At 43.7% G+C, this 19,988-nt stretch carries 17 protein-coding genes; 6 read left to right on the top strand and 11 right to left on the bottom strand.

The window, feature by feature from the left end:
- Positions 1-35: 35 nt before the first annotated feature.
- The 3 genes from H6571_04150 (at position 36) to rplT (ending at position 1,363) form a co-directional block, all read left to right on the top strand.
- The gene (locus H6571_04150) at positions 36-623 is read left to right on the top strand and encodes a translation initiation factor IF-3 (GenBank protein ID MCB9322914.1); all 588 of its coding nucleotides are present in this window, start codon (positions 36-38) and stop codon (positions 621-623) included.
- A 116-nt stretch (positions 624-739) separates the two neighbouring features.
- The gene (gene rpmI / locus H6571_04155) at positions 740-934 is read left to right on the top strand and encodes a 50S ribosomal protein L35 (protein ID MCB9322915.1); all 195 of its coding nucleotides are present in this window, start codon (positions 740-742) and stop codon (positions 932-934) included.
- Positions 935-1,015: 81 nt separating this feature from the next.
- The gene (gene rplT, locus H6571_04160; protein MCB9322916.1) at positions 1,016-1,363 is read left to right on the top strand and encodes a 50S ribosomal protein L20; all 348 of its coding nucleotides are present in this window, start codon (positions 1,016-1,018) and stop codon (positions 1,361-1,363) included.
- A gap of 72 nt (positions 1,364-1,435) precedes the next feature.
- Here the strand turns inward: rplT and H6571_04165 are convergent, their stop codons facing one another.
- Positions 1,436-2,665 (bottom strand): hypothetical protein, encoded by a 1,230-nt coding sequence (locus H6571_04165; protein MCB9322917.1) that lies wholly within the window; start codon positions 2,663-2,665, stop codon positions 1,436-1,438.
- Between the two features lie 609 nt (positions 2,666-3,274).
- Here H6571_04165 and H6571_04170 point away from each other — a divergent pair.
- On the top strand, positions 3,275-4,060 hold the full coding sequence (locus H6571_04170) for a type III pantothenate kinase (GenBank protein MCB9322918.1): 786 nt from the start codon (positions 3,275-3,277) through the stop codon (positions 4,058-4,060).
- Positions 4,061-4,118: 58 nt separating this feature from the next.
- Here the strand turns inward: H6571_04170 and H6571_04175 are convergent, their stop codons facing one another.
- From H6571_04175 to H6571_04210, 8 genes are all read right to left on the bottom strand, one after another.
- A complete protein-coding gene (locus H6571_04175) occupies positions 4,119-7,226 on the bottom strand; it encodes a hypothetical protein (protein MCB9322919.1) in 3,108 nt (1,035 codons plus the stop codon).
- Positions 7,227-7,598: 372 nt separating this feature from the next.
- Positions 7,599-8,522, bottom strand: a complete 924-nt coding sequence (locus H6571_04180) for an aspartate carbamoyltransferase catalytic subunit (protein ID MCB9322920.1) — start codon at positions 8,520-8,522, stop codon at positions 7,599-7,601.
- A gap of 85 nt (positions 8,523-8,607) precedes the next feature.
- The gene (pyrR, locus tag H6571_04185; GenBank protein ID MCB9322921.1) at positions 8,608-9,174 is read right to left on the bottom strand and encodes a bifunctional pyr operon transcriptional regulator/uracil phosphoribosyltransferase PyrR; all 567 of its coding nucleotides are present in this window, start codon (positions 9,172-9,174) and stop codon (positions 8,608-8,610) included.
- Positions 9,175-9,241: 67 nt separating this feature from the next.
- Entirely contained in the window at positions 9,242-10,912 is a 1,671-nt protein-coding gene (locus H6571_04190; GenBank protein ID MCB9322922.1) for a glutamine--tRNA ligase/YqeY domain fusion protein, read from the bottom strand.
- 20 nt (positions 10,913-10,932) lie between these two features.
- A complete protein-coding gene (locus tag H6571_04195) occupies positions 10,933-12,774 on the bottom strand; it encodes an arginine--tRNA ligase (protein MCB9322923.1) in 1,842 nt (613 codons plus the stop codon).
- A gap of 93 nt (positions 12,775-12,867) precedes the next feature.
- A complete protein-coding gene (locus H6571_04200) occupies positions 12,868-13,404 on the bottom strand; it encodes an RsmD family RNA methyltransferase (protein ID MCB9322924.1) in 537 nt (178 codons plus the stop codon).
- A 132-nt stretch (positions 13,405-13,536) separates the two neighbouring features.
- The gene (locus H6571_04205; protein MCB9322925.1) at positions 13,537-14,376 is read right to left on the bottom strand and encodes a DUF3822 family protein; all 840 of its coding nucleotides are present in this window, start codon (positions 14,374-14,376) and stop codon (positions 13,537-13,539) included.
- Positions 14,364-14,948 carry a hypothetical protein gene (locus tag H6571_04210; protein MCB9322926.1) on the bottom strand — a complete coding sequence of 195 codons (585 nt, stop codon included), beginning with the start codon at positions 14,946-14,948 and terminating at the stop codon, positions 14,364-14,366. Before H6571_04210 ends, H6571_04205 begins: the two co-directional genes overlap by 13 nt.
- A gap of 759 nt (positions 14,949-15,707) precedes the next feature.
- Here H6571_04210 and tsaD point away from each other — a divergent pair.
- Positions 15,708-16,712, top strand: coding sequence for a tRNA (adenosine(37)-N6)-threonylcarbamoyltransferase complex transferase subunit TsaD (gene tsaD, locus H6571_04215; GenBank protein ID MCB9322927.1), 1,005 nt, complete (start codon positions 15,708-15,710; stop codon positions 16,710-16,712).
- A 156-nt stretch (positions 16,713-16,868) separates the two neighbouring features.
- On the top strand, positions 16,869-17,405 hold the full coding sequence (locus tag H6571_04220) for a hypothetical protein (GenBank protein ID MCB9322928.1): 537 nt from the start codon (positions 16,869-16,871) through the stop codon (positions 17,403-17,405).
- Positions 17,406-17,660: 255 nt separating this feature from the next.
- On the opposite strand, the gene H6571_04225 is transcribed toward H6571_04220, so the two are convergent.
- Together H6571_04225 and H6571_04230 are read right to left on the bottom strand one after the other, a co-directional pair.
- Entirely contained in the window at positions 17,661-18,326 is a 666-nt protein-coding gene (locus H6571_04225) for a DUF697 domain-containing protein (GenBank protein ID MCB9322929.1), read from the bottom strand.
- 302 nt (positions 18,327-18,628) lie between these two features.
- Entirely contained in the window at positions 18,629-19,963 is a 1,335-nt protein-coding gene (locus tag H6571_04230) for an alpha-L-fucosidase (GenBank protein MCB9322930.1), read from the bottom strand.
- Positions 19,964-19,988 lie beyond the last annotated feature (25 nt).

A 19,988-nucleotide genomic window follows, 5' to 3' on the forward strand; every position in this document is an offset into this window, starting at 1 on the left:
GCTGTGCTTTTTATTTTTAAACAAAAAAAATTATATTGGCAAAGAGAGCAAAAACTCCACAGACACCTAGTACCAAATTCCAATACCGGATAAACGAAAGAATCCGAATTCCTGAGGTTAGACTCGTGGGAGACAATCTTGACGAAATCAGCGAAAAAGTAGGCCAGGCGATTGAACCTGGAGTGTATTCTACAAATGTGCTGAGAAAATGGGCGGATGAGGTAGATCTGGATCTTGTGGAAATTTCACCTAATGCAATCCCACCTGTAGTCCGTATAACCGATTACAACAAATTTCTTTACGAAAGAAAAAAGAAAGAAAAAGAACTAAAAGCCAAAACCGCGAAAACCGTCATCAAGGAAATCAGATTCGGTCCCAATACGGATGACCACGATTTTGATTTCAAACTTCGTCACGCACGAAAATTTTTGGAGGAAGGAGCTAAAGTCAAAGCTTTTGTTCAATTTCGTGGCCGGACCATTGTATTCAAAGATCGTGGCCAGCTTTTACTGCTCAAATTCATCAAAGAGCTGGAAGACTGCGGTCTCGTTGAAGCATTACCGAAGATGGAAGGGCGAAGAATGTTCGTGATGATTTCTCCTAAAAAGAAAGTCAGTAAATAAAAGATTTTTCACTAACGGGCGGGGTTATTTTTTTTAGGTACAAAAAGGATATAAAACTTTTTTATTGAGTGATCTTTTTATTACCTTTGCCGACCGTATCAAAAAAATATATTACGATGCCTAAGATGAAGACACATTCCGGTACTAAGAAGAGATTCAAACTTACCGGATCAGGGAAAGTGAAACGCTTTCAGGCAGGTGCTGCTCACCTTTTAAGAAAAAAGAGCAAAAAAGCAAAGTTGCGTCTGAGTGGTGCTACTACAGTTAGTACACATGATACACCCAGAATTAAAAGACAACTTGTTAAGTAAACCTTTATTTTTTAACGAGAATGCAGAACATAAAGCGTGTTTTAAACTTTACACCTCTGCATTGTACTAAAACAATTAACGATGCCTCGTTCAGTAAATGCTGTTGCGTCCAGAAGAAGACGTAAGAAAATTTTAAAAGCGGCCAGAGGATATTTTGGCGCGAGAAGTAAAGTCTATACGGTTGCGAAAAATGCTGTTGAAAAAGCATATAAGTACGCCTACCGTGACAGAAAAAATAAAAAGCGTGCCTTCCGCAGATTGTGGATTGCCCGTATCAATGCAGGAGTTCGCCAATATGGGTTGAGTTATTCAAAATTCATTCACCTCTTATCTGAAAACAAGATCGATCTGAATCGTAAAGTGTTGGCAGATATGGCTATGAACCATCCTGATACATTTAAAGCAGTGGTTGATTCTGTAAAGAAATAGCCAATCAGACTTTCAAAATAAAAAATGGCTGGCAGGGTTTCCTGGCAGCCATTTTTTATTGGTTTTGTAAATTCAATCCTTTAGTCGAAACCGCCTGATCAGGATGGCATCACTTTCTTTAAGATTGGAGTTCATGATGATTACCGTTTCTTTTGCACCATCAACAACGGATACGGCCACGGTGTTCGGTGGAATATCCCCCAAATCTTCCGCATGAAGAATGAGCAAATTTTCTTCAGCATTGAGGACTACCGGAATCCCCTTTTTATACTTCTGTACCCGGTAATTATTTAAAATGCGTTCTCCGTTGAGAAACAGAGTCGCATAATCTCCATCCACCGTTCCGCTATCCCAGATTTTTATCTTCACATTTTTACTATTCACTTCTACCGTCCTGCCCACTTTTACTATACGGTCAGTTTGTTCTTCATAAGGTTTGGTCAAAACACTTATTTCCCTTTTGATTTCGCGGGTCAGCACCGGTTTTTCCAACACAAGGCTCCCCGACGCACAGGCGCCGAGTTCAGGGTCTTTTCCTTCAATAAATCCAGCCCAATCTCCTTCAATAAAATAACTCATCCCCTGTCTTCTTAGTTTAAAGGAGCCCGATTTTATGCACCATTTCCAGTTTTCATCCGTCCGTTCGATAACATAATCTTCTTTTATGGTAACCATTTCGGTATTTTCATCGTACCACCAGATCAAAGCATGGCTGGCGCTGCCCCCGTTTCCTTCCGAAACAATCATGGAAGTCCCTACTCCTGCTTTTTCAAGCTCAAGCTCATAATAAAACCCGTAATCCCGATCTGACTGAGAAAGATTGCCTGTCCATTTTCCAGTCATGACAAAGGCCTCTTCCTCAATGTCCCTCTCTATCGTTGCCGTTTTTTTCAGCACCATGGTCCCCGGTTTGCACCCTTTTGCGGTCCAGTTTCCGGCTAATTCCGATCCTGCATCTAATTCGGTATAATCCAGTATTATGGATTTAAGACACCATTGAGGCTGTTCCGGCTTGAGCTGTTTTATTTCCTGGAGCAAGAGCCTTGCTCCCTCTGCAATTCCGGTGATAAGAAATTCAGCCGAGGTTTTTCCATCCTCAGATTTGGAAGTCGCATAACCTGATACGGCCTTTTCTTCCACGGTGATTTCCAATGTATAATAATATACGTCCCTACTCCCCTCCTGTTCGACGGAACCTTCCCAACGCCCCGACAGTTTTTGGCCCACCAGCACTACCGGAACAAAAAACACAAGCATAAAAAATAAGTTCCTAAAATAAGTCTTGTTCTTTTTAAGTGCCATATATTCAATTATATGCAAAAATCTATTCTAAATCAAGAAAAACCCATTCTCCTCCATTTCATAACTTTATCCTACCGACCTCTAGTATAATAATAATTGTTTAATGAAAAAATAATGTTATATTTTATAAAAATAATAATAACTTTGCAACCATATCAAATGGGATAACGTAAAATAAAGTTAACTAAAGTTAGACTCTTATTTACCATACCCCATAATTATGGGGTGCATCTAGATTGAAATTTATTTTAGCTTTACACGAATGAAAACAAAGAAAATTTGAAAGGGGGACATTAAAGTAACAACACTTTATGTCGATTTCACCCGGATAGGTAATATCCGGGTTTTTTTTATCCCTAAACTGCAACTACAATCATTTCCTTTAATTCTTTCCCGTAATTTCCTCTGCAATAGCTAATTTCACTTTTAAATAATCCCGTAATACAGCGATCTGTCGACCGTTAGCAACTTCACTTTTGAACACCAAAGTCGAACTTAAATCGGTTTTGGATTGCCTTTTTGATCATTTAGGCCGGCAACCATTTTTTTTGAGGAATTACAGCTTTCATAGCGTTTAATTCGATAAATTAGCGTCTCAAAATCATTACCATGCTACTTGTTATAGATATAGGAAATTCCAACGTTTGCCTGGGCCTTTGGCAAGAAGATCAATGGAGGAACATTTGGAGACTCCCCACCTTTCAAAATGACCTTGAGGTTTATTACGAGACTCAATTAGTCAACCGGTTCCTGGAAGCCAACGTCCAATTGATGGAGGTAACCCGGGTGGTCATGAGCAGCGTAGTTCCAGACATGAATCACAGGATGCTGATTTCCCTTGAAAAATTGTTCGGCATGGGGGTTATTTTGGTCGGGCCTGAAATTTACCCAAAGATTGATCTTCAAATAGACAACCCTTCAGAAATCGGTACAGACCTGGTGGCAAATGCCGTGGCTGCTTATCACCAGTTCGGGAGAGATTGTATTATCGTTGATTTCGGAACGGCCCTCACTTTTACGACCTTAACCAAAGAAGGCCAGATCCTGGGCGTTTCCATCGTGCCGGGATTAAAAACGGCCATCAAAGCCCTCTTCACCAAAACCGCGCAACTTCCGGAAGTGCCCATGGAACATCCGGTGTCTGCCCTGGGGAAAAATACGGTTCAGGCCATTCAAAGCGGAATATTTTATGGATATACCGGATTGGTCATCAACATGGTGGAGAGTATCAGAAAAGAAGTGGGTGAACACTACGAAGCCATTGCAACCGGCGGACTTTCAACTACCATCAAATCACTGGAAGAATACTTCCTGGCCATTGAACCCAATCTTACCCTAAATGGGCTAAGGTATATTGCCCAGGAAATATCTGACCGCAAAAAGGATAAAACCTAATGCATGAAGGTATAATCCTGCCAATTGAAATATCCGAAAGGTTGTTCCCCCGGATGCACTAGTCGTTCCCCGAACCTTTTTCTTTTGCTTGTTCCTGTAATTTTTTGAGCTGCACTTCAGCTGCTTTTATCCTGCGCTCCAGATCATCCAAAACTTTTTGTTTTTCTTCGGCCGACTTTTCTGCTTCCTTTTCCTGCTGTTTTAGCAGTTGAATTTGTTCCTGGCTATTTTTCCTGGCGGTGAGAACTTCTTCCTGAAGTTCTTTTTTGATGGCATCGGTACGCGTTTTCTCTTCGGCAATTTGAGTGGCCGCATCTTCCTTGATTTTAGTCACCTGGTTGGATGCCTCGTGTTTGGCATCGTAAATGGTAGTGGAAGTCTCTTCTCTTACTTTGGTTATTTCCTCTTGAGAATTTTTCCTTGCCAGAGCTGTTTCATTCGCATAGTCCTGTTTCTTTTCAGCGGCATTATCCCTGGCCTGAGTGACCTCCACTGCTGCTGCTGCCCGTGCCTTTTCCACTTCAAGTTTACTTTGTTCCTGGGCATCTTTTATTTGCTGAGCGTAATCGGCCTTTTTGGCGGCCATATCTTCCCGTGCCTGACCGACGGCGTTTGCAGCGTTTTCCCTGGCTGTGGCTACTTCAGTGGCTGCTTCTGCCTTTACTTTTTCCAACTGGGCAGAATTCTCTTGTCTGAATTTTAATAAATCAAGCTGCAGGGATTCCTTTTCCTGTACTGCTTTTTCCCTTGCTATTTTAATTTCTGCAGCCGTCTGTTCTCGGGCGGCATTCAACTCACGGGCTGACCGTTCCCGGGCTTCTGCCACCTCTGCTGCTATCTTGTTGCGTTCTTCTGCAGATTTCTCAAGGGCCGCCTTAACGGCAGCAGCCTCATCTGTTCTTATCTTCGAAATCTGATCAGCAGCAGCTTTGCGGGCATCTGCCACTTCAATGGCAGCACTTTCTCTTGCCTTGCTTGCGTTTGCTTTTATTGCAGCAATTTCATTCGCGGCATTCTCACTGGCTTTCCTCACTTCTTCCGCTGCTTTTTTACGAGCCATCTGCACATCTTCCACCGAAGCTTCCTGGGTTTCTTTTTCTTTTTTCTTCGCTTCGGCTATTTTCCTGGCGGCTTCTTCCTGTGCTTTTTTAACCTCCTCACTGGAAGCGCTGCGGGCGTTGAGCACCTCTGATGCGTAATTTTCTTTTGCCTGGGAAGCGGTCTGGCTCGCTTCCTGAACAGTAGCCTGGGCAGACAACCGTGCTTTCTCTATTTCCGCATTGGCTTTATCGCGTGCCTCCTTGACTTCCAGGACAAGCGCATCCTTTGCGGCATTTTCCCGTTCCCTGATCTCCGTAATACTCTTTTGGGATTCCGCCTGCACCCTTTCCATCTCTTTGGTAGCATTCTGACGAGCTATAATTACCTCCTCTGCAATGGATTCCTTCTGCTCCTGGGCCAGTTTTTTGGCATTGGCGATCTCCTCAGCCTCCTTTTTCCTGATCTCTTCGATCGTCATGGCCGCATTTTGCTTGGCGGCGACCACTTCAGTGGTCAATTTCTGTTTTTCTTCTTCAGCTTTGGCCCTTGCTAAGGCCACTTCTTGAGCTTCGCCTTTTCTCGTCTCGGTAATTTCATTCTGAGCCCTGTTTTTCTCTACTGCCACTTGCTCTCTGACACTATTGATCTCCTCTGAGGCACGTTTTTTAGTATCGGCGACCTCTACGGTCACAGATTCTTTTTGCCGGGCGGCATTCTCTTTTAATTCACCAATTTCAGAAGCCAGCTGTTCCTGTAAAATCCCTTTTTGTTCAGCAGCCGTTCTTCTCACCTCTGCCACTTCAAAAGCGATTCTTTCTTTTTCCAATACGGCGTTTTCCCTGGCCTGGGCAACCTCCAGGGCACTTTCTTCCCTTATTTTCAGGATCTGCTCCTCTGCTGTTTTTTTGGTAGCCACTACATCATCAGTAGTTTTATTCCTTTCCGTTTTGGCCTTTTCTCTGGCTAATTGAATGGTATTTGCCGTTTCCTCCCTGATGCGCTCCAATTCTAACCTCGAATTTTCCCGGGCTGAAGCAATTTCATCAGCATACTCCAGTTTGGCGAGATCGAGTTTTTCCTTTTCCTTTTTCAATTGTTCAGCAGCTGCATTCCTTGCTGCAGCCACTTCTTCAGCAGATTTTAATCTTGCTTTCCCTATTTCATCTGCTGCTTTTCGCCGGGCCTCATCCACCTGCAGGTTGATTTTGTCCAATTCCGAAGTTGCTTTTTCCCTGGCTTCTTTTATGGACATGGCCAGAGCATTTCTGGCCTCTTCGATTTCTTTCTGAGAGGCCTGTCTTGCGGCCAAAACCTCCTGGGCATATTCCTGTTTTTTATTCTGCGCATTTTCCCGGGCCGCTGCCACGTCCTCCTGCAGTCGTGTTTTGATGGAAGCTGCTTTATCTTTTTCAGCCTGTATTTCTTCCCTGAGTTTTTTCTTGGTATCCGCAAGTTCGGAGCGGAGATTCAGCACTTCAGAATCATTGGCAACATTACCCTGAGCAGCGGGTTTCCCCGACTGCCCTTTGTTGGGACCGGCAACAGGGGTGCCCGAAGATTTTGCACCGGGTAAATCCACTTCAGCTATTTCCACTTCCACCACCTGGCTCGGATCCAGGCTCCGGGAAAAACAAATAGCCATATCACGAAAGTCTTTCTGGCGACTTTGGTTTACCGAAAATTTCCTGATCTCATTGCTCGTGTTGTTTTTGATATAAATAGTTCCGATATCCACCGAAGAAAACCATTCAATCGCTGAAAGATCCAATTGAAGGACATTTACATTAACCGGGCTCCCCTTTTCACGAATAACCTCTCCCATCTCCACAAATCGGTAGCCACGGCGCATCATGTTCATATCCATAAATATGATCTCATCATCCTGATTAAACTCAACGCCTGCTTTTGAATACATTTTTGCCGTTACTCCTTTATCACTATTGTTGAGTTCGATACTATAGGTATAATTCCCCCTAACGACAAGTGTTACCGAAACCGACTTGAGAAGCCTCGTACCACTGACCATGCGGTCATCAATAATGAGTTCAGAACAAGACTGAGCGAGGGCTGAATAAGCCGTGAAAAGGGAAAGGAAAAAAGAAAAGTAAAAAATTACTGACTTCATTTCAGGCAATTTATTAATAAACAGATTACTGCATTATAAGTAAATGCGGTACATAATAAAAATGAAAAAACAGACATCAAAGTTGCTTGGTCCGGGGACGGAAAGAATATTTTGTACTTGAAGATATTTTCCTGCCGGCAGACTTTAAACCCTAAAATCTGTAAATTTTTCAATTATTTTTTTCGCAACCGGGTGGATTATTTCCAATGCTTTTTGAAATAAGTTCAGGATTACAATATAGCTCCAAGACTTAATTGCCCCATATCGGGCAAAGAATATTTCATAAATTGTAAAGCAAAACTATTCTTTGCCCGGATTAATTGCATGTAATATAATTATTTTCGGCTTTATCCGGAAAAAAAAGAGTGTAAACTATCGCTTTGAGGCTAATAAAAAAAGTACAGCCATTCGAATGGCCACCCCATTTTCTACCTGCTGCAGAATAATAGAATGATCCGAATCTGCAACATCGCTGCTAATTTCCACCCCACGGTTTATGGGACCAGGGTGCATAATAACGATTTGTTTGTCCAGACTGTCCAACAATGATTTGTTGACACCGTAATATAGGGCATACTCCCTCAAAGAAGGAATGTACCGCAAATCCTGTCGCTCCAGCTGGATGCGTAAAATATTGGCTACATCACACCATTTAAGAGCCTTTCGGAGGTCGAATTCTACTTCAACGCCCAAACTTTGAATATGCTTGGGGATTAAAGTCGGGGGGCCACATACTTTTACCTGGGCGCCCAGTTTTTTTAAGCAAAAAATATTACTCAGGGCCACCCTGGAATGTACGATATCGCCGATAATTACAATTTTTTTTCCTTCAACATTTCCCAACACTTCCTCCATGGAATAAGCATCCAGCAAAGCCTGGGTGGGGTGCTCGTGGGTTCCATCCCCTGCATTGATGATGTTGGCATCAATGTGTTTGGAAAGAAACATCGGGGCACCGGGAGCCGGATGTCTCATAACAACCATGTCCACTTTCATCGACAGAATATTGTTGACGGTGTCCAACAGGGTTTCTCCCTTGCTAACGGAGGAAGAGGAGGCCGAAAAATTGATAATATCTGCGGAAAGTCTTTTTTCCGCCAATTCAAAAGACAAACGAGTCCGGGTGGAGTTTTCGAAAAACAGATTCGCAATGGTAATATCCCTCAGAGAAGGCACCTTTTTAATCGGTCGGTTGATGACCTCCTTAAAGTTGTGCGCCGTATCAAATATCAACCGAATATCCTCGGAAGTGATTTGCTTAATTCCGATCAGATGCTCCGTGCTTAATTGACTAATGACCGCCATAAGTTCTTTTGAAATTGAAAAATTTTTTTAATCAATCATTGGTATACCGGGCCTTTTTATATTGGGCAAGTTTTTTTTAATACAAGGGAGTTTCTCCCGCTTTTGCAGGCGGAAACAACAGGATTTCATCCTGTCCGTTCAAGTGTTCCCAATTCACCTTCACATATTCATTCTCAAGGGCATCAATCGTCAATCCTGAATAATCGGGGCTAACAGGTATTTCACGGTGAAAACGGCGATCCACCAAAACGAGCAGCTCCACAGCCCTGGGCCGCCCATAATGGTTAAGCGCTGTCAAAGCCGCCTGGACAGTACGCCCCGAAAACAATACGTCATCGACTAAAATGACTCGTTTATTTTCAACGAGAAAATCCATTTCGTTAGCATTGACCCTTAGCGGTTTGTCCCGTCTCCTGAAATCATCCCTGTAAAAGCTTATATCCAGTTTGCCATAAGGAAAAGGGGTAATACCATGCACGGTAGTCAATCGCTCGTAAATGCGGTCAGCCAGGAGTACTCCGCGGGCCTGAATACCTACGAGACAAACATCCGAAAAATCAGCATGATCCTCGATCAATTGTTGACATAGCCTGTCAATAGTGATCAAAAATCGTTCCCCGCCTAATATAATACGTCCTTCCATATCTGGTGCTGGTTGCTGGTTTCCTGGTGCTCGTTACCGATTCGTAACGCACCTCCAAAAGCTATAATTATTTTTTCCAACTGTCCTTAAGGGAAATCGTAAGATTAAATACAGGATTTTCCTTTGTTGATTCAGTATCTACGCAAAAATAACCTTTTCTCATGAATTGCAGATAACTTCCCGGCTCAACTTCTGCCAGGAACGGTTCGATTTTTGCCGTGATGATCTCCAAAGAATTTTCATTAAAAAAATCGAGGTAATCCTTATCTTCATAGGCATCAGGAGTCGGATCGGTAAACAGTCTGTCATACAACCTGACCTCAGCATCCTTGGAGTGTGGCACCGATACCCAGTGAATTACCCCTTTGGCTTTTATGCCGGAAGTATCCGAACCGCTCCGGCTGTCAGGAAAATAAGTACAATGTACTTCCACTACTTCCCCCGTTTCCGGATCAGTTTTATAATCTTCACAATGAAGAATATAGGCACTTTTCAACCGGACATTGGTGCCCGGTCCCAGTCTGAAAAATTTCTTGGGAGGATCGACCATAAAGTCCTCTCTTTCAATGTAGATCTCGCGGGAAAAAGGCATATTCCGGGACCCCATACTTTCATCTTCCGGGTTATTGATGGACTCCATTTGTTCCACCTTATCCTCAGGGTAATTGGTAATGACCACCTTAAGCGGATCAAGGATGGCCATCACCCGGGGAGTGATCCTGTTGAGCACATCACGAGTGTTGAATTCCAGCCTTTCGATCTCAATGACATTTGTTCGTTTCGCAACCCCCACCTCATCACAAAATTCGCGAATGGCCTGGGCCGGAATACCCCGGCGACGCATCCCTGCAAGCGTAGGCATTCGGGGGTCGTCCCAACCAGTTACATAACCTTCTGTCACCAACTTAGCCAGCCGGCGTTTGCTGGTGATCATATAAGATACATTCATCCGGGCAAATTCAATTTGCCGGGAAGGAAAAATACCCAGTTGCTCAATATACCAGTCATAAAGAGGCCGATGATTTTCAAATTCTATGGAGCAAAGGGAATGGGTGATCCCTTCGATGGAATCAGATTGCCCGTGAGCGAAATCATACATGGGATAAATACACCACTCATCCCCTGTGCGATGGTGATGTTCATGTTTGATCCTGTACATTACGGAATCCCGCATATGCATATTGGGGGAAGCCATATCTCCTTTGGCCCTTAAAACCTTTGAACCGTCAGGAAACTCCTCCTTCCTCATGCCTTCGAATAACCGCAAATTTTCTTCAATGGAGCGATCACGGTAAGGGCTGTTTGTCCCTGGCACTGTGGGAGTTCCCTTCATGGCGGCAATTTCTTCCACTGAAGAATCATCGACATAGGCCAGTCCTTTTTTGATCAGCTCTACTGCGTATGCATAGAGTTGATGAAAATAATCCGAGGCATAATGCTCTTCCCCTTCCCACTCGTAGCCCAGCCAACGTATATCATTTTTGATGTTCTCCACAAAAAGAGTCTCTTCCGTAGTCGGATTGGTATCATCGAGGCGCAGGTTGGTCTTTCCGCCAAATTTTTTGGCAATTTCGAAATTGACCACAATAGCCTTGGCATGACCAATATGCAGGTAACCATTGGGCTCAGGAGGGAAACGGGTATGAACCGTTCCTTTGTGTTTGCCATTGGCAATATCTTCAGTAATAATTTTTTCAATAAAGTTCAACGACCTTGAATCTTTTAACTCTTCGCTCATTTTTTTTGTATTTTACGTCATTACATTCTTTCCGGCATTTCAATCCCCAGCAGGTCCATTCCCGTTTCAAGGGTATGTCCAACGGCGAGGCATATCATCAGTCTGAAGGCCCTGGCCTCGTCTGATTCAGCCTTTAATATAGGACATTCATGGAAAAACCTGTGGTAGGATTTCGCCAGATTATAACAATAGTTGGCAATATCCGAAGGATCCAGGTTTTTTGCAGCAGACTGGATCAACCCGGGAAACAATTGCAGTTGAATGAGGATATTTTTCTCCTCCCCATTCAGGGCTTCATATCCGGCGGCCAGACTTGCGTCGAATGCCCCTGCTTTTCTGAGGACGGATTGAGTCCGAACGTAGGCATTTTGAACATAAGGTCCGGTCTGGCCCTGAAAATCGAGGGACTTCTTGGGATCAAAAGTCATCCGTTTTTTAGGGTTCACCTTGATGATAAAAAACTTCAGGGCTGCCATGCCTATTTTCCTGATAATCTCCAGTTGCTCGGCTTCGCTCAAATCGTTGGTGGTATCCCGCTCTTTTGAATTTTCAGCAGCCTCCTCAATCACTGTTTTCATCAAATCATCCGCATCCACGATGGTGCCTTCCCTGGATTTCATTTTGCCGGTGGTCAGATCGATCATTCCGTATGAAAGGTGATGCAATCCATCGGCATAGGGCTCTCCTAGTTTTTTCAGAATATGGAACAAGCCCTTAAAGTGATCATTTTGCTCATCTGCAACCACATAAACCATTTCCTTCACCCCGTAATCATCATACCTCAATCTTGCTGTTCCCATGTCCTGGGAAGTATAGGTCGAAGTTCCATCACTTTTAATCACCGTTTTGGGCTCCAGCCCTATCTCTTCAAAATCAGCCCAAACACGCTTGCCATCCCGGTGCATTACGCCCTTTTCAATGGCCGTTTCGATTATTTCCTTTCCGAGGAGGTAAGTGTCCGATTCGTAATAAAGTTTGTCGAATTGTACTCCCAGTTCCTGGTAAGTTTGTTCAAACCCTTTATAAACCCAGCCATTCATCTCTTCCCAAAGCGCCCTCACTTCAGGATCTCCGGATTCCCAAGCCAGGAGCATATCTCTCGCCTGCTTCCCCAACACACTTTCATTATTGAAGTAGTTGTTTTTATACTTTTTGAAAAAAGCTTCCCGGGTTTGGGTGGACATGCCTTCAGATTGGTAAACTTGCTCCGCTTCACTGGTCTCTTGCCACAGGGCGTATTCTTCCTCGTATCGTTTGGCAAATTCAACATAAAAACCTCCCACAAAATGATCGCCCTTGATCCCTGAACTTTCGGGTGTTTTTCCTTCCCCAAAATTTTTCCATGCCACCATACTCCGGCAAATGGCAATCCCCCTGTCATTGACAATCTGTGTCCGAATCACCTCATTACCCGCAGCGGTCAATATCTTATAGGCTGACCAGCCAAGTAAAATGTTCCTGATGTGCCCCAGGTGCAGGGGTTTATTCGTATTGGGCGATGAGAATTCCACGAGTACCTTTTCCCCGGTGGGCGCAGCGTAACCGTAGTGCTCATTATTGTAAATACCTGTAAGAAAGGATTTCCAGAAAGAATCCGCTATGACCAGGTTTAAAAACCCCTGGACCGTATTAAACCTTACCACCTCCGGGAGTTCCTTTTCGAGATACCGGCCAATGTCCTGCCCGATGTCCTCGGGTTTCTTTTTGGCCATCCTGGTAAAAGGAAAGGTCACCACGGTATATTCTCCTTCAAAATCCGGCCGGGTGCTGCTTACCGAAACCTCATCAACGGAAACATCCGTTCCGTACAATGATTTGACCGCTTTTACCACCCCTTCCTGTATGATGCTCGTAATATTCATTTACGAAAATTGCTTTTGTTAAAAAAATTCGGCCAAAGTTAAGGCTTTCCGACCATTGATTATGGGAATGAACACAAAAAAGCCAACAAAAATTCATTTAAAGAAGCTAAAAATATTGTTGCCATATTTTTGCTTCCTGAAAAAACGGGAATGGGTCTCAAAATCAGACTTATTGTCATGTTCTAAAATGAACCATCCCTCCGGATTGAGAAGCCCATACTCAAAGATCATGTCAGGCAGTTTGGACAGGTCGGGGTGGGCATAGGGTGGATCCGCAAAAATCAGATCAAACCGGGTTTCTGTTTTGGGAATAAATTTAAATACGTCATATTTTATGATTTTTATTTCACCCCTTAAGTCCAGTAGGTCTTTTGTCTTTTTCACATAAGCGATACAAGGAAAATACTGATCCACATAAGTGACATCGGAACATCCGCGGGATACCAATTCGTAGGCAATACTCCCGGTTCCCCCAAACAGGTCAAGGGCTTTGACTTCCACAAAATCGAAAACGTTGGTAAGAATATTGAACAGTCCTTCTTTTGCAAAATCGGTGGTAGGCCTCGTGGGCCACTTCCCTGCCGGAGGGTTAAATTTTCTACCTTTAAATTTTCCGCCGATAATTCGCATAATATAAAAGGGACTAATGGTTCGATGAGACAATGATCAACCGGTAATTAAATGAATGATTTCAAGACTTACCAAAATACCCTGGCGCATGGAAAAAGGCAGCATTAAAACATTCTTCTCTGCCTCATTTACTCATTGATTGAGACTCAACACATCGTAAAAAAACCACGAAGGCATTTTCCCCAGTTTGCTACCCATTTTTACGGGTGCCTCATGTTCAAAAAAGAATAATTTATCGATATACCGGTACAATAACCTGAACAACTCCGAATCGCGCAAAAGTTGTCCCAGGAGAAAAACGGGGGTCTGGGTATTGTCCAGGCCATGTTGTTCAAGTACGAGCAACACATAATACAACACATCCTTGACTCCTGTAAAATCAAAGCTGTTTGAAAATTTAATCCTGCCGTTGTCAAATAAAAATATTCTTAAACTCCTTGGTCTGAAATACACATAAACCTGGTGACCCGGATTGGCTTTGGCATGAGATTCAAGGGTTCGCATCATGACGGATGAGAAATGCAAAATATGGAAACCAGGCAGGTGTTCCTCGAAAATGGACAATACGGAAGATTTGACGGCATATACATTTTGGGCCGACTGACCATCAATGGAATCAGTGAATATCGCTGATTGATCCACCAGTGGCATTAAATGTTCGAGATAGGACCTCCTTTCTTTTTCATGATAAAAAGAAGTCGGAATCAACGTGGAATGTGGGTTGTCAATGCCCAGTAAAACACTTCGAAAGGCGGCATTGAGCTGTTTGTCCGAAGACAGGATATTTTTCACCTCATCTTCCTGATTCACATGTTTTTCCAACGTATAGTCCTTTAGGAGTCGTGATTGATTGTTCCCATCACTTATCATATACGTAAAACTGTCCACCCCTAGCAGGATGGACAGTTCCAGTGCAGAGGTAAAACTTCTGCTATAGTTATCTTCAATTATTTCTAATATTAATCTTCCCAATTTCCTGCGAGCTTTGGTGCATTCATATCGCCAAACTTAAGAGGTTTATCGGGATTATAATTCTGGTCGTAACGCCTGAAATGATTGGTACCCCATGGCCCCATGAATTTCTTCCTGATCACCCCTACTTCCACTACATTTACAAGGGTTTTCTGATAGGTTAGCGTATCGGCCGCAATCTCAAAAGTAATTCCTTTTCCAAAAGGAACGTAACGCAGGGAATCCAGATTCATCCCCAGAGCTCTTACTGAATCTATTGCGGGAGTAAGCAGTGTATCCTTGATGATTTCTCCGGTAAATTCAGGATCATCAGGGTCACCGATAATTTTAATGATAGCAAAACTGTCTTCTCTCAAAACTTTAGCCAAAGTATCAAAATTCCCGGCAAATTCACCGGTAATATAACGATACATTTCCTGAGCTGCGCGGACTTCCTTGAGCTTGTTGATCACAGCAGTTTCCCGGATAGCCCTTTCTTTATTGAAAGCTATCGGCTCACGAATACTACTATACAGCACCCACAATAAGAAAAGGGCGATAGCAACGAATAACAGATTAAGTACAATTCTCATATTTTCGTTCGTTTTGTTGCAATTATAAGGTTTTTTATTGACAATGTCATAATCGGACGCAATTTAAAAATATTTGACATCGAATTCATTAAAACGGATATAATTTTGCTTGAAAATGTGAAAATACTGTGATCCATTGATCCTGTGAGATTTTGATCCTGCGATCTGGTAAAACAAGGGTATTTTGAGGCTGAAATGTTATGAGTTTATGATTTCAGCTTGCCTCGATCGATTGGAAATGTATTGTAGAACTTAGGAATTGACTGGATTTTTAAAAAATCAAAGCCGATTATTTTGAATGTAAAATATTGAGTGTAAAATCCCCCAAAGAAAGATCCCGGCACTTTGTTTCGAGGACAGGTTCCCTCCGTAGGGAAACACTGAGTGTCATTACATCAGGGGTAACAATTTGTAATTTGCTATTTGTCAAGGAGTTGAATTAACTTCTTTGGTTTTTACAGGCTTGGCATCGCCTCAAGCCGGCTGGGCTCTTACTTTTTTGGCCGAAAAAAAAGATAATGATTCTAAAAGCTCCTCTCAAAAACAGACATTCCCAAGGCTAAAAGGAACGAAGCATATCGAAGTTCTTTAAGTCTATAGACAAACAGACCAGACCAATTAATTATTATATGGCGAAATAACGCCTAGTTAATAGTGTATATTCGTGTAACATCTGATATCAAGTTCCAGAGGAACGGGTCCTAAGGGTTTCAACTTGCCGTGAAATATAAGTATATTTGCGCCCTGAAAATGAATGTTATGACAACCATAAATATCCTGGCCATCGAATCTTCCTGTGATGATACCTCTGCAGCAGTCATCCAGAACGGGAAAGTGCTGAGCAATTGTGTCGCCAACCAGGAGATCCACACTCAATATGGCGGTGTGGTGCCCGAAGTGGCCTCCCGGGCTCACCAGGAAAATATTGTTCCCATCGTGGACGTAGCTTTGAAACAGGCCGGCATCGAAAAAGAAGACATCCATGCCGTGGCCTTTACCCGCGGTCCCGGCCTCATCGGTTCCCTGATCGTGGGCATATCTTTTGCCAAAGCCTATGCCCTAAGCCTCGGCATCCCGCTGATTGAAGTCAATCACCTGCAAGCTCATGTGCTGGCCCATTTTGCCCGGGAGCCCTACCCTGCTTTTCCTTTCCTCTGTTTGACAGTCTCCGGAGGCCATACCCAGATCATCATCGTCAAAGATCATCTCGAGATGGAACTCATCGGCAGCACCATCGACGATGCCGCCGGCGAAGCTTTTGACAAAACCGGCAAATTGCTCGGCCTCGACTACCCTGCCGGGCCATTGATCGATCACTACGCTCAAAAAGGAATCCCCCGCTTTGACTTCCCGGAGCCCAAAGTAAAAGGCCTGAATTTCAGCTTCAGCGGACTAAAAACCTCCATCCTCTATTTCCTGAAGGACAACCTGAAACAGGACCCCGACTTCATCCAAAACAACCTCAACGACATCTGTGCCTCCGTGCAGACCCGTATTGTAAGCATATTGCTGAACAAGCTTAAAAAAGCGAGCAAACAAACGGATATCAAGGAAATAGCCATCGCCGGGGGCGTTTCCGCCAATTCAGCTCTGAGGAGCGGTTTGAAAGCCATGGAACAAAAACTTGGCTGGACGACACATATCCCGGATTTTGAATTTTGTACGGATAATGCGGCCATGATCGGGGTGACGGGGTATTACAAATATTTGAAGGGGGAGTTTTCGGATCAGCGGGTGATGCCGCTGGCAAGGTGGAGTTTGTAAGGAGATAATTGGAGGCAAGAGAGGACATGTAGAGATAAAAGTGGAAACGAGGAGATAGAAGAGGATGTGGAGATAGAATGGAGGATATCAGGAGATATGTGAGCTGGGGATAATATTTCTTTTATCCGTGGTTCCCTTTTTTGTCAAAATAATTAAATGAAGATCACCAGTCACAACAACACTATCGACTCCATCTTGTCAGAGTACGAAAGTATTCTCGGCAACGATTTCACTGCTTACCGAAATCACGTTTACCGGATTTTTAACTTTTCGATGATCCTCGATGATCATCCGGAAAACATTTCCCGATACGCCATCGCCGCCTCCCTCCACGATCTTGGCATCTGGACGCATAAAACCTTTGATTACCTGGAGCCTACCCTGAACCTTACCAAAAACTACCTCGCCGGGGCAGGGCAACAATCGCTGGAAGCAGAAATCCTGCTGATGATCGATATGCACCACAAGATGAGCCGGTACACGGGCCCTTTCGCCCAAACGGTGGAGGCCTTTCGCCGGGCCGACTGGATTGATGTGAGCATGGGCCTTTTGAAATTCGGGGTTTCAGGGGAAGCGCACAGGAAAGTCAAAGAGGCTTTTCCTTATAAAGGATTTCACCGTTTTTTACTCCGACAGACTTTTAAAAGGTTTTTAAGCCATCCACTGGATCCTTTACCTATGTTCAAAAAGTAATTTTCCGCCGGCGGACAGGAGTCCGCTGCTTAGCACATCGAGATGACACCTTTTTTCCGCTCACAGAGCCTGCCCGGCGGAAGACGTCACCTCGTGCAGCTATGCTTATTTTAAACGAACAAGAGAAGAATCCCGGCGGACAGGAGTCCGCTACTTTGTCCGCTGCCGACAAGATGTAGTGGCGAGCTATTAAAAAAAAGGCCGCAGCACTACGCTACGACCTTTATCGCTAAACCTTAATTTTATTTATCTTGCTTAGAATGAGTCTATTAACTTTTTCTTCATGGCCTCGAACTCTTCGTCGGTGATGATGCCTTCCTTTTTCAGGGCACCCAGTTCACTGAGTCTTTTCAACACATCAGATTCTACCACTTCATCCATATTAGCCGGAGCTTCGACCACCACATCATCAACATTGATCTTTTTTGTTTTTTTGATTTTGCTTTCTTCTTCTTTTTTGATCTGCTCGGCTACTTTTTTACCTTTTTCAAATTTCTCACGATAGTATTTCTTCAGCCTTTCTGTGTCAAAATCGAGGAAGGTGCCTCCGGCAGAAAAATGCTTTTTGAATACTTCGCCCAAAGCGTAGGTTGAAGCTCCGTTGAACACAGAAAGTGTCACCCCACCGATCAGGGAACCGATACCGGGAACGAGTTTGATAAGACTTCTGGCTCCGATCCTGGCCAGGGCTGAACTGGTCAGCGTAGTCACGATGGCTTTGCCTTGTGTTTCTGAAAAATTTACATCATACACCCTGCACAGGCCTTTCACCATATCGAGTTGTAAACCGCTGACCGCAAAAACGTCAATCACGGGCAGCGGAATAAAACTGGCCCCCATTGCCCAGACGATGTGGTTCTTGATTACCGTATCGGCATGCATGCTCTTTTGATCTTTGTCATTATTAGTGGTGTTACTCATAATCGTATCTTTTATTTTCTTTTTTGCATAATCTTTGATGTCCATGGCTCAATAGTTTTGAGTTTAAAAATCCAAAATCAGCTTATCTAAGTGCTGAATCTGGAAAAACCAGTTTTTAATAATAACCTATCTTTCATTATTAATCGAATAATATGGGACAAAGTTGTGGGAAAATGCCGAATATACTCCGTTTTCCCGACGATGATCGGAATTTTTTAGATGAATGCTGGTTGCTGGTTACGAGATACTCGTTACAAATTAATTAAAAACCGAGAAACCAGTAACGAGAAACCAGTAACGAGTTAATTACTCTCAATGACCTGACCGGCTTCACCGTATAAATCTATTTTCCCGTCCAAAAGTACCGCCAGTACGGTCATCCGGGGATCGAGTACTTCTTTCGGAACCTGGATATAAGCTAATCCGGGCACAGCACTCCAGTAGGATTTCATGTAGATATCATATTTCAGTTTGGTCCCGTTGCCCACCACCCAAATGCGGTTGATTTTATTTTTGATGCCTTTTAAAACAAGGTCTTCATTAGGTACATAATCGAAAAAAAGGTATAAAATGGTGCTGTCTTTGGATAAAGTGGACGGCCCGTTAAAGTAGGCACGCGGGATGCCGGGCAGACTGCCGTAAATGGCTGTTTCATGTTTTTGGGTCCACTGTCCCAGTTCTTTCAGTACTTCCACCTGGGGTTCAGGAATGGTGCCGTCTTCCATGGGGCCTACGTCGAGCAGGAGATTTCCTCCCAGGCTGATCACATCCGCAAATATGGAAATGACTTTATTGGCCGATTTAAACTTTTTATCGTGAGGCTGGAACCCCCAGGAATCGTTGATGGTCATACATAATTCCCAGTAATCTTCTTTGGGTGAAGTGAGCGGCAGTCCCTGTTCCGGGGTCCCGTAATCCCCTCCGCGGAGACGGGAGTTGCAGATCAAATCCGGATTATCCTTATACAATTGAGCTTTGACCCTGTCGGATTGAAAAGCTTCCGCATCGTATGACCAGTCGCCGTCAAACCAGAACAAGTCGGGTTTGAACAAATGGTTCAACTCATTGAGCTGGGCGGAATAAAAATCGACGAAAGAGGCAAACCTTTTGGGATCATTTTCGAATTTCTTTTGCGTCCGGGTAAATTCAGGATAATCCGGATGCGACCAGTCAAGGATGGAAAAATACAACCCGGCCTTCAACCCTTCTTTTCTTACCGCTTCTACAAAGGGAGAGACCAGGTCTTTCCCTGCGGGGGTGCTTTTTACGACATTCAGGTCGCTTAATTTCGTGGGCCACAGGGCCATACCGTCATGATGTTTGGTGGTGAGTACCGCATATTGTGCACCACTTTCCCTGAACAACTTAGCCCATTTTGCCGGATCGTAATTTTTAGCGGTAAAACCATTCCGCTGCGCCATATAATCCTCGTAAGAGATCATATTGTTGTAAAAACTCCAGGATTCGTCAATGCCCTTGACGGAATAAATGCCCCAGTGTATAAATATGCCCAGTTTGGCATCACGAAACCATTGCATACGTTCGGTTCTGGCTTCGGGTGATTCGTCAGGCTTTTGAGCGTATGACGTGGTTGAGAAAAGGAAAAGGATGACTAAAAAGGCAAGATGTTTTTTCATTGAAAGTTATTTTTTAAACGCAAAG

The sequence above is a fragment of the Lewinellaceae bacterium genome (genome assembly GCA_020636105.1).
In the GTDB taxonomy this organism is placed as follows: domain Bacteria; phylum Bacteroidota; class Bacteroidia; order Chitinophagales; family Saprospiraceae; genus BCD1.

Excerpts from the sequence above, each read along its gene's own strand:
- tsaD (MCB9322927.1), top strand. The coding sequence starts at position 15,708 with ATGACAACCATAAATATCCTGGCCATCGAATCTTCCTGTGATGATACC.
- H6571_04210 (MCB9322926.1), bottom strand. The coding sequence starts at position 14,948 with ATGAGAATTGTACTTAATCTGTTATTCGTTGCTATCGCCCTTTTCTTA.
- H6571_04190 (MCB9322922.1), bottom strand. The coding sequence starts at position 10,912 with ATGAGCGAAGAGTTAAAAGATTCAAGGTCGTTGAACTTTATTGAAAAA.
- H6571_04230 (MCB9322930.1), bottom strand. The coding sequence starts at position 19,963 with ATGAAAAAACATCTTGCCTTTTTAGTCATCCTTTTCCTTTTCTCAACC.
- rplT (MCB9322916.1), top strand. The coding sequence starts at position 1,016 with ATGCCTCGTTCAGTAAATGCTGTTGCGTCCAGAAGAAGACGTAAGAAA.
- H6571_04195 (MCB9322923.1), bottom strand. The coding sequence starts at position 12,774 with ATGAATATTACGAGCATCATACAGGAAGGGGTGGTAAAAGCGGTCAAA.
- pyrR (MCB9322921.1), bottom strand. The coding sequence starts at position 9,174 with ATGGAAGGACGTATTATATTAGGCGGGGAACGATTTTTGATCACTATT.
- H6571_04175 (MCB9322919.1), bottom strand. The coding sequence starts at position 7,226 with ATGAAGTCAGTAATTTTTTACTTTTCTTTTTTCCTTTCCCTTTTCACG.
- H6571_04220 (MCB9322928.1), top strand. The coding sequence starts at position 16,869 with ATGAAGATCACCAGTCACAACAACACTATCGACTCCATCTTGTCAGAG.
- H6571_04165 (MCB9322917.1), bottom strand. The coding sequence starts at position 2,665 with ATGGCACTTAAAAAGAACAAGACTTATTTTAGGAACTTATTTTTTATG.
- H6571_04225 (MCB9322929.1), bottom strand. The coding sequence starts at position 18,326 with ATGAGTAACACCACTAATAATGACAAAGATCAAAAGAGCATGCATGCC.
- rpmI (MCB9322915.1), top strand. The coding sequence starts at position 740 with ATGCCTAAGATGAAGACACATTCCGGTACTAAGAAGAGATTCAAACTT.
- H6571_04170 (MCB9322918.1), top strand. The coding sequence starts at position 3,275 with ATGCTACTTGTTATAGATATAGGAAATTCCAACGTTTGCCTGGGCCTT.
- H6571_04200 (MCB9322924.1), bottom strand. The coding sequence starts at position 13,404 with ATGCGAATTATCGGCGGAAAATTTAAAGGTAGAAAATTTAACCCTCCG.